This is a genomic window from Streptomyces sp. ACA25 (assembly GCF_028200735.1).
GTDB lineage: Bacteria > Actinomycetota > Actinomycetes > Streptomycetales > Streptomycetaceae > Streptomyces.
Window position 1 is genome coordinate 41816 of record NZ_JAQKPV010000020.1, and the last position, 7967, is coordinate 49782.

Below are 7967 nucleotides of genomic sequence, written 5' to 3' on the forward strand. Positions count from 1 at the left end.
CCCGTCCCTGTCCAAAGGAGTACGTGATGGCACGATCGAAGGTGGCGATCATCGGCGGAGGACCAGCCGGTAGTGTCGCGGGCCTCACCCTGCACAAGCTCGGCCACGACGTCACGATCTACGAGCGGTCCGCTTTTCCTCGGTACCGCATCGGTGAGTCCCTGCTGCCCGGCACGATGTCGATCCTCAACCGCCTCGGTCTCCAGGAGAAGATCGACGCTCAGAACTACGTCAAGAAACCCTCGGCAACCTTTCTTTGGGGCCAGGACCAGGCCCCCTGGACCTTCTCCTTCGCGGCCCCCAAGGTTACGCCCTGGGTCTTCGACCACGCTGTCCAAGTGAAGCGCGACGACTTCGACAAGCTCCTCCTCGACGAGGCTCGGAGCCGGGGGATAGCCGTCCACGAGGAGACTCCAGTCACCGACGTGGACCTGTCCGACTCGGACAGCGTGGTCCTGACCGTGCGCCAGCAAGGCGAGAGCGTCACTGTCGCGAGTGACTTCGTCATCGACGCGGGAGGCTCCGGCAGCCCCCTTGCCCGCAAGCTCGGCGTGCGGCAGTACGACGAGTTCTACCGGAACTTCGCGGTCTGGTCGTACTTCCGGCTGAAGGACCCCTTCCAGGGGGACCTGAAGGGCACCACGTACTCGATCACCTTCGAGGACGGCTGGGTATGGATGATCCCCCTGAAGGGCGACCTGTACAGCGTCGGACTGGTCGTGGACCGTTCGAAGGCGGCCGAGGTGCGCGAACAGGGTGCTGACGCCTTCTACTCGAGCACCCTCGCGAAGTGCGTCAAGGCCGTGGACATTCTCGACGGGGCGGAGCAGGTCGACGAGGTCCGGATCGTGCAGGACTGGTCTTACGACACCGAGGTGTTCTCCGCTGACCGTTTCTTCCTCTGCGGCGACGCTGCCTGCTTCACCGACCCGCTGTTCTCTCAGGGCGTACACCTGGCTTCGCAGTCGGCGGTCTCCGCGGCTGCGGCCATCGACCGCATTACCCGCCACGGGGACGAGAAGGACGCGGTGCACGCCTGGTACAACCGGACCTACCGCGAGGCCTACGAGCAATATCACCAGTTCCTCGCCTCCTTCTACACTTTCGCTTCCTTCACCGAGCCCGACTCCGAGTTCTGGCGGAAGCGGCGCATCACCGAGTCCGACGATGACCGCCTGACGAGGAAAAAGTGGTTCGAGAGTCTGGTGGGCAACGGCCCGGAGGACTCCGGCGGGACCGTGGCGTCCTTCCGTGACCGGGCATCCACGATGATCTCCATCGGCCGCCATCAGCGTCCCGAGCTCAGCGACGACTTCAGCGAGGCCGAGCTGAACGCGGCGCGGATCCGATGGATTAGCGACCTCACCAAGCGGCTGAACAGCATCAGTCGCTTCCACTGGACCGGTGGCAAGGCAGTGCTCGAGCCACATTACCGTGTCGAGCCGATCGGCTTCCGGCTGGAGCCACGGGAGGTCCTGGCCAACGGGGACGGGCTCGACATGACCCAGTACCCGATGGACGAGGACACCCGGCAGATCTTCCAGGACCTCGCCGAAAGGGAGTTCGGCTACAAGACGCTCGTCAAACGCCTCGGCGCTGTCGGCAGGCAGGAGCTGAGCACCCAGATCGTCGTCCGGCTAATGGAGGCGGGCCTCCTCACGGGCTACGACGAGCAGGGCACCAAGGTACTCGTCCAGGGCCGGCTCCACTTCGGCGGCGTCGGCGTCGAGTACGAGGTCTGACAGCTACCGCACAGCCGCCGGGCAGCATCGTCTCCTCCGCCTCCTTCCACAGAGCGGACGGGGACGTGCCCCGGCGGCACCCACACCCACCCTCGCGCCCAAAGGAGGCGGTCCGATGAGACACACCAAGCTGCGGGACCTGGAGGTCTCCCGGATCGGCCTGGGGACCATGGGCATGTCCTTTGGCTACACGGGATCAGGCACGGACGACCCGGAGTCCGTTCGCGCCATACACCGCGCCCTCGACCTCGGTGCGACTTTCCTCGACACCGCTGAGATCTACGGGCCCTACACCAACGAGCGGCTTGTCGGCCGGGCGATTGGCGGCCGTCGCGACCAGGTGGTGCTCGCCACGAAGTTCGGGCTGGTCTCCCACTCGGGAGGCGGGTTGGGAAGGCTCGACAGCAGCCCGGCGAACGTCCGTATTGCAGTGGAGGGTTCGCTGCGGCGCCTCGGGACCGACCACATCGATCTCTGTTATCAGCACCGCGTCGACCCGGCGACCCCCATCGAGGACACCGTCGGCGCCCTCGCCGACTTGGTCGTCGAGGGCAAGGTCCGCCACATTGGCCTCTCCGAGGCGGGACCCAACACGATCCGCCGCGCGAACGCCGTCCACCCGATCGCCGCGGTTCAGTCTGAGTATTCCCTGTGGACCCGCGACCCGGAGGAGGTCGTGCTGCCGGTCCTGCGGGAACTGGGCATCGGATTCGTAGCGTACTCGCCGCTCGGTCACGGCTTCCTCACTGGCACGGTCCGTTCGGCGAATAGTTTCGATGCCTCTGACCTCCGGGCGGACAATCCACGCTTCACTGCGGAGAACCTTCCGCGGAACCTGCGCATCGCCGACGAGATCGAGATCGTTGCAGCCGAGAGCGGTGCCACCCCGGCACAGGTCGCCCTCGCATGGCTGCTCTCCCGGGGGGGCGATATCGTGCCGATCCCGGGCAGCCGACGGGCCGGCCGCGTCGAGGAGAACACGGTGGCCACCGAGGTCCGGCTGAGCCCCGAGCAACTCGCCCGGCTCGACGCCCTCCCGCCCGCTGCGGGCGAGCACCACACGGAGGAGCAGATGCGGATGATCGATCGCCCGTAGTGCTCGACGTGGTCTGTCCTTCGACGGACCTCTTCCAACCGAACCTCCTGTCGGAGTTCGACGTGTGACGCTCGGAGGGACGATCTGGACGAGGTTCGTGTGGTCATCCTTGATGACCGTGACCGTGACCGTGACCGTGACCGTGACCGTGACCGTGACCGTGACCGTGGCCCCGGCTTCCGTAGCCAGCGAGCAGGAGGTACACCATGGGTGAGATCCAGGACAGCGTCGAGGCCGCTCTGCAGACCACCGTCACCCGGCCGATCCCCAAGAGCTCTGGTGCCCCAGATGCGGGCCCTGCACCGTGCCGCGCGCGGCTCCACCAAGGCGCTGGCCGCCCGGCTGGGAGTCGCACCGCGCTCCGTGCAGCGCGCTACTCTCCGGCCAGGTCAATGGCCCACCCCACGCCTGGCCGCCCGCTCTGGAGCGGGAGGTGCGGCGAGCGTGGCAGCTCCCCGAGTCCGTCAGCGCGCCATCAAGCAGGCCGCTCAGCGGGGGATCACGGTGGATACCCGCGCCGGTTCGGATTCGCCGCACCTGCCGGGTCCACTGACGACCGTATGCGTCGTGTCACCGAGCGGCTCGACCGTGCCCGGATGGGCGGGTGCGGCTCTGGCAGTCGTGGCACTCCGGCCTTTGAGCGCATCATCAGGATCCCGGCCCGTGAGGCAGGTCCTGACGAAGCTCTGCCTCCACCGGCCCAACCGCCTCCGGTGACAGCGCCTGCAACACCCCCAACACGTGCTCCCAACCTCCCCTACGCAGCACAGTCACGGCTACAACCGCCGCCCTCACCTCATTGGAGCTCGCAAGATGGGCCGCAGCAATCGCCGAGTCCGCCGGGATCAGCTGATCGGGATCGGTGATGGAGGTGGCGATGTGCTGTGCCTGGGTGAGAAGCCCTCTGGCGCGGTCGGTGCCCCCGGCCTCGGCGGCTGTTCGGGCGATGCCCGCCAGCGCGTAGGCCTGCTGGTGGGGGTGGCTGAGGGTGGTGGCGATGCGTTCGGCGTCGGTGAGGAATCCGGCCTGGGCGGTTGCCTGGGCGATGTCCGCCAGTGCGTCGGCGCGATGGTCGGGGTTGGTGATGGTGCGGGTGGTGTGCTGTGCTTGGCTGAGGAGCCGCTGGGCGCGGCCGGTCTCCCCGGCCTCAGCGGCTGCCCGGGCGATGTCCGCCAGCGCGTAGGTGTGCTCGTAGGGGTAAGTGATGGTCGTGGTGATGTGCTGTGCCTGGGTGAGGAGTTGCTTGGCGCGGTCGGTCTCCCCTGCGTGAGCTGCTGCCTGGGCAATGGCCACCAGCGCCTGCACCCGCTCGTAGGGGTCGTTAATGGAGGTGGTGGTGAGGTGCTGTGCCTGGGTGAGGAGCTGTCGAGCTCGGTCGGTCTGTCCCGCCTGAGCCGCTGCCTGGGCAATGCCCGCCAGTGCGGAGGCGTGCCACAGAGGATCGGTGATGGTGGCAGCGATGTGCTGTGCGTCGGTGTGAGACCCGATTTGGGTGGTTGCCCGGGCAATGCCTGCCAGCGCGTAGGCGTGGTCGTGGGGCTCGGTGATGGTGGTGGTGGTGAGGTGCTGTGCCTGGGTGAGGAGCTGTCGAGCTCGGTCGGTCTGTCCCGCCTGAGCCGCCGTCTGAGCGATGACAGCCAGCGCCTCGACCTGCAGTTCGGGCTCGGTGATGGTGGCAGCGGTGTGCTGAGCGTCGGTGAGGAACCCGGCCTGAGCCGTCGCCTGGGCGATGCTCGCCAGCGCCTCAGCGTGCTGGTAGGGGTCGGTGATGGTGGTGGTGAGGTGCTGTGCTTCGGTGAGGAGCTCCCGGGCGCGGCATACCTCTCCTGCCTGGGCTGCCGCCTGGGCGATGTCCGTCAGCGCGTCGGCCTGCTCGTAGGGGTCGGCCAGTGAGTGGGCGAGATTGATGGCGCGTGTTCGGTGTCCGAGCTGATACCACAGGGCCGGAACCCCGTCGGGGGTGTAGCTGTGCCGCTGGCGGATGCGGTCGAGGTGGTAGGAGAGCACGCTCAGTGCGGTCAGGTCGAGGCGTGTGGTCCGCCCGGTGTGTGCGGGTGTTGTGTCGTGGAGGGTTTGTGCGTGGCGGATGTCGGCGAGAGCGGTGGTGTCGCCGCCGGTGGCCTCCCGCAGACGGTCCTGACGCCGCCGGTCGGTGGCCAGATGAGTGAGGCGGTCGGTGTTGTGGAGGGTGTGGAGGAGCTGGTTGTAGCGGTGGAGGAGGTACCCGGGGGTCTCCGCGGGCCAGCCGCTCCCTGACCAGTCCCCGGCCCAGGCATGGATCCGGTCGCGGTAGGCGGCCAGGGTGGTACCGAACGCCTCCAGGGCGGTGTCGTTGAGGGTGTCGTGGCCGAAGATGTAGCCGGCCGGGCCGGTATCGGTGTCGCGGACGGGGGTGAAGACCCGCCCGGTGGTGGAGTGGACGATCCCCTCGACCTGGAAGGGGGCGGTGCCGGTCAGGTGCGCGAGGTCGGGGATGGTCAGTCCGCCGCCGGATCCGGTGATCAGCCCCAGAACGTCGCGCCCCAGGCCGGTGTCGTTGAGGAGGCCGTGCAGTGACCGCATCGCTTCGTCACGCAGGACCTCAGCGTGCGGTGAGTTGGCCAGGGTGCGGGTGATGGCGTCGGAGCGCAGCGGGTGACCGGCGGGGACGTCGCCGGGCACCGGTGGGTTGAGCCGGCCCGCGGTGATGACCCGCATTCCTGCTGGTGGGCGGGGTGGGAGCAGGGCGGCGATGCTGTGGCCGTTGCCGGTGATACCGGCGTCTTCGTCGATGCCGTCGACGAGGAGGACCAGGCGCCGGTGTCTCCTGGCGGAGGCTTCGGCGGCGTCGCGGTAGAGGCTGAACAGCTGTCGCCGTTGACCGTTCTCACCGGTGTTCAGGTCGTAGTCGGTGCCGGCGATGTCGGCGAGTTGGGGTATGAGGGCTTCCTGGAAGGTCTGGCGGGTGTTCTGCCCGGCGTGGCGGGCGGTGATGAAGAACGGCACCAGATCCACACCCTGAGGGGGGTGGGTGGCGAACCAGGCCATCAGCGCGGACTTCCCCGCCCACGCGTCTGCCCGCCACCACCGATAACACCCCGCCGCACCCGACCCCAGCACGGAGTCCGCGGAGCGTGGGGTGTCGGTGGTGTCCGGGCGGGTGAACGCGGTCAGCTCAGCCAGCTCCTCCTCCCGGTCCACCAACTCCTCGGGTACCAGGTGGCTGATCTGGTCCAGGTAGCCGGTACGGACCATCGCCTGAGGCCGCTCCCCGACGACGTTGTAGTAGTCACGGCCTGCGGTGTTCCCGCTCCCGTGGCCGACCACCCCGGCCGCCCCGCTCTGCGCGCGGGCGGCGTCGATCTGCCGGAGGCATTCCACAAGGGCCGCACCGAACTGGGCGTCGTCCTCGGCGGCATCCTCGAGTGCCAGCGCGACCCGCTGCCGGGTCCGGTCCGACAACCCCGAACCCTCCCCACCACCCACCGGCTCCTCGACATCCACCGGATCCCCGCCGACGGCCGCCGTGCGGGCTTCCTCCTCCAGCCGTGCCGCCGCACTCTCCCCGGACAGCCGCTGACACACCAAAGCCTCCAGGCGCTCCAACGCCTGTTCCAGCACCCGGTCGACCGCACGGTCCGCCGCCCCCGCCGCGACCCGCGCCTTCCGCACCGCCCACGTGAACATCCACCCCGCGGCGACCGCCGCAGCACCGGACTCCAACACCATGCCTGTCTCCCCTCCCCAAAGGCCCTTGCCAGCGCCTTAACCACCCGGACCCCACCCTGCCCAGTGCCGTACGGGGAAGCCGACGCCTGAACAGTATCGCCGCACATACCCCCGCACACTCGCCCAGGCGTTGGCCGCCCCCAGCAGAGGCCCTCGATGACCCTCGTGTGCGCCGTATCACCGAGCGGCTCGACCCGGCCGTCGCCGCGCGACTGCTGACCGCCTACCAGGTGAGGGCGGATGAGCAGCAGCTCGCGCTCGCGCACCGGGAGCGCACCACCGGCCGCGCCGCCCAGCGCATCAGGGGGTGTACGGCGTTTGGTAGTGCGGCTGGTTCTCGTGCTTTGGGGCCTCGGTATCGGCCGCATGTTCCGATGGCCAGGGCGGTGGGTGTCTGTGCCCGGCAACGATGAAGCAGACATCACCGACCGACAGAGGTGGACTCATGGGTAAACAGACCAAGTGCGGATCGACCCAGGGCAAGACTGGGGCACCCTGCGCGAGGCCCGCGATGATCGGCTACTCGCGCTGCCAGCTCCACCGGGGCGAGTGGAACGCGCCGCAGAAGAGGAAGACGAAGAAACGCTGACCCCAGCCGCACCCCGTGTGTGCGGCCGGCAAGTCCGGCCACCCCCGTTCTCCGCCGCCCGGTTTCCGCCCCCCCGGACTCCCGCCCGGCCGGTCTCTGAGGGCTCTGGTACTGACCGTCACCGTGGTCTGCCTCATCCACTGAAGCCGCGGAGCCAGGGCCACCGCCACCGCCGAACACGGGGCCGCCTTGGCGTGGTGCGCGCACCGGTTGGCGCGCCGGTCACCAGCTGGTGCGCGCACCGTCCCTCTTCTGGCCGCCGACTGCGTCAGCAGTGCACCACCGGCCGCACCGTCACCGCACCCTTCGTCTCCGGCGGCAGGAACCACTGGAAGGCAGTCGTTGCCCACCCGGGCGGACCCCAGGGAAGGGTTACGCGGTGGGGAAGTGCGCCCTCACCACGGTGCGCAGGTTCTCCCGGATTTCCTCCAGCCGCTGTTCGTCCGAGCCCGGCTCAAGAGGCAGAGCATCGAGTTCCTGTAGGCATTGGCGCAAAGCGCCCGGACTCCCTGTGACGGTCTCCAGGGTTCGGAGCTCTGCTGTCGCCTTCTGCCACTCGGACAGGGCGCAGTACACCAGCACCACCCCGCATCGCCAGTGCGCCTCATCCTCCCCGGCTGCTTCCGCTGCCGTGACGAGTTTGCCCAGCGCCTGCTTCCACCATCGCCGGGCCTCCTGCTCCTGCCCCATCATCCGATACGTGACGGCCACATCGTGACACCGATCCCCGTCCTCGGGCTCGAGTTCGGTGGCGCGGTGGAAGTCGGTCAGGGCGGCGGTGTGGTCGCCCAGAGTGCGGTGGGTTCGACCACGGCCGACATGGGCCCGGGCT

At 68.7% G+C, this 7967-nt stretch carries 4 protein-coding genes; 2 read left to right on the forward strand and 2 right to left on the reverse strand.

All coding sequences use genetic code 11. The features are described 5' to 3' along the window. Positions 1-26 precede the first annotated feature (26 nt). Complete coding sequence (gene cmlS / locus PJ985_RS22330) at positions 27-1742, forward strand: chloramphenicol-biosynthetic FADH2-dependent halogenase CmlS (protein WP_271685696.1); 1716 nt, start codon at positions 27-29, stop codon at positions 1740-1742. 115 nt (positions 1743-1857) lie between these two features. Beyond that, the gene (locus PJ985_RS22335; protein ID WP_271685697.1) at positions 1858-2838 is read left to right on the forward strand and encodes an aldo/keto reductase; all 981 of its coding nucleotides are present in this window, start codon (positions 1858-1860) and stop codon (positions 2836-2838) included. Between the two features lie 648 nt (positions 2839-3486). Here the strand turns inward: PJ985_RS22335 and PJ985_RS22340 are convergent. Beyond that, positions 3487-6546: a hypothetical protein gene (locus PJ985_RS22340; RefSeq protein WP_271685698.1), complete on the reverse strand. Its 3060-nt coding sequence runs from the start codon at positions 6544-6546 to the stop codon at positions 3487-3489. A gap of 961 nt (positions 6547-7507) precedes the next feature. Next, on the reverse strand, positions 7508-7967 hold a 460-nt coding region (locus PJ985_RS22345; protein ID WP_271685699.1), incomplete at its 5' end, for a tetratricopeptide repeat protein.

What these genes read in the sequence shown, in the direction of transcription:
- cmlS (WP_271685696.1), top strand. Translation starts at nt 27, where the DNA reads ATGGCACGATCGAAGGTGGCGATCATCGGCGGAGGACCAGCCGGTAGT.
- PJ985_RS22335 (WP_271685697.1), top strand. Translation starts at nt 1,858, where the DNA reads ATGAGACACACCAAGCTGCGGGACCTGGAGGTCTCCCGGATCGGCCTG.
- PJ985_RS22340 (WP_271685698.1), bottom strand. Translation starts at nt 6,546, where the DNA reads ATGGTGTTGGAGTCCGGTGCTGCGGCGGTCGCCGCGGGGTGGATGTTC.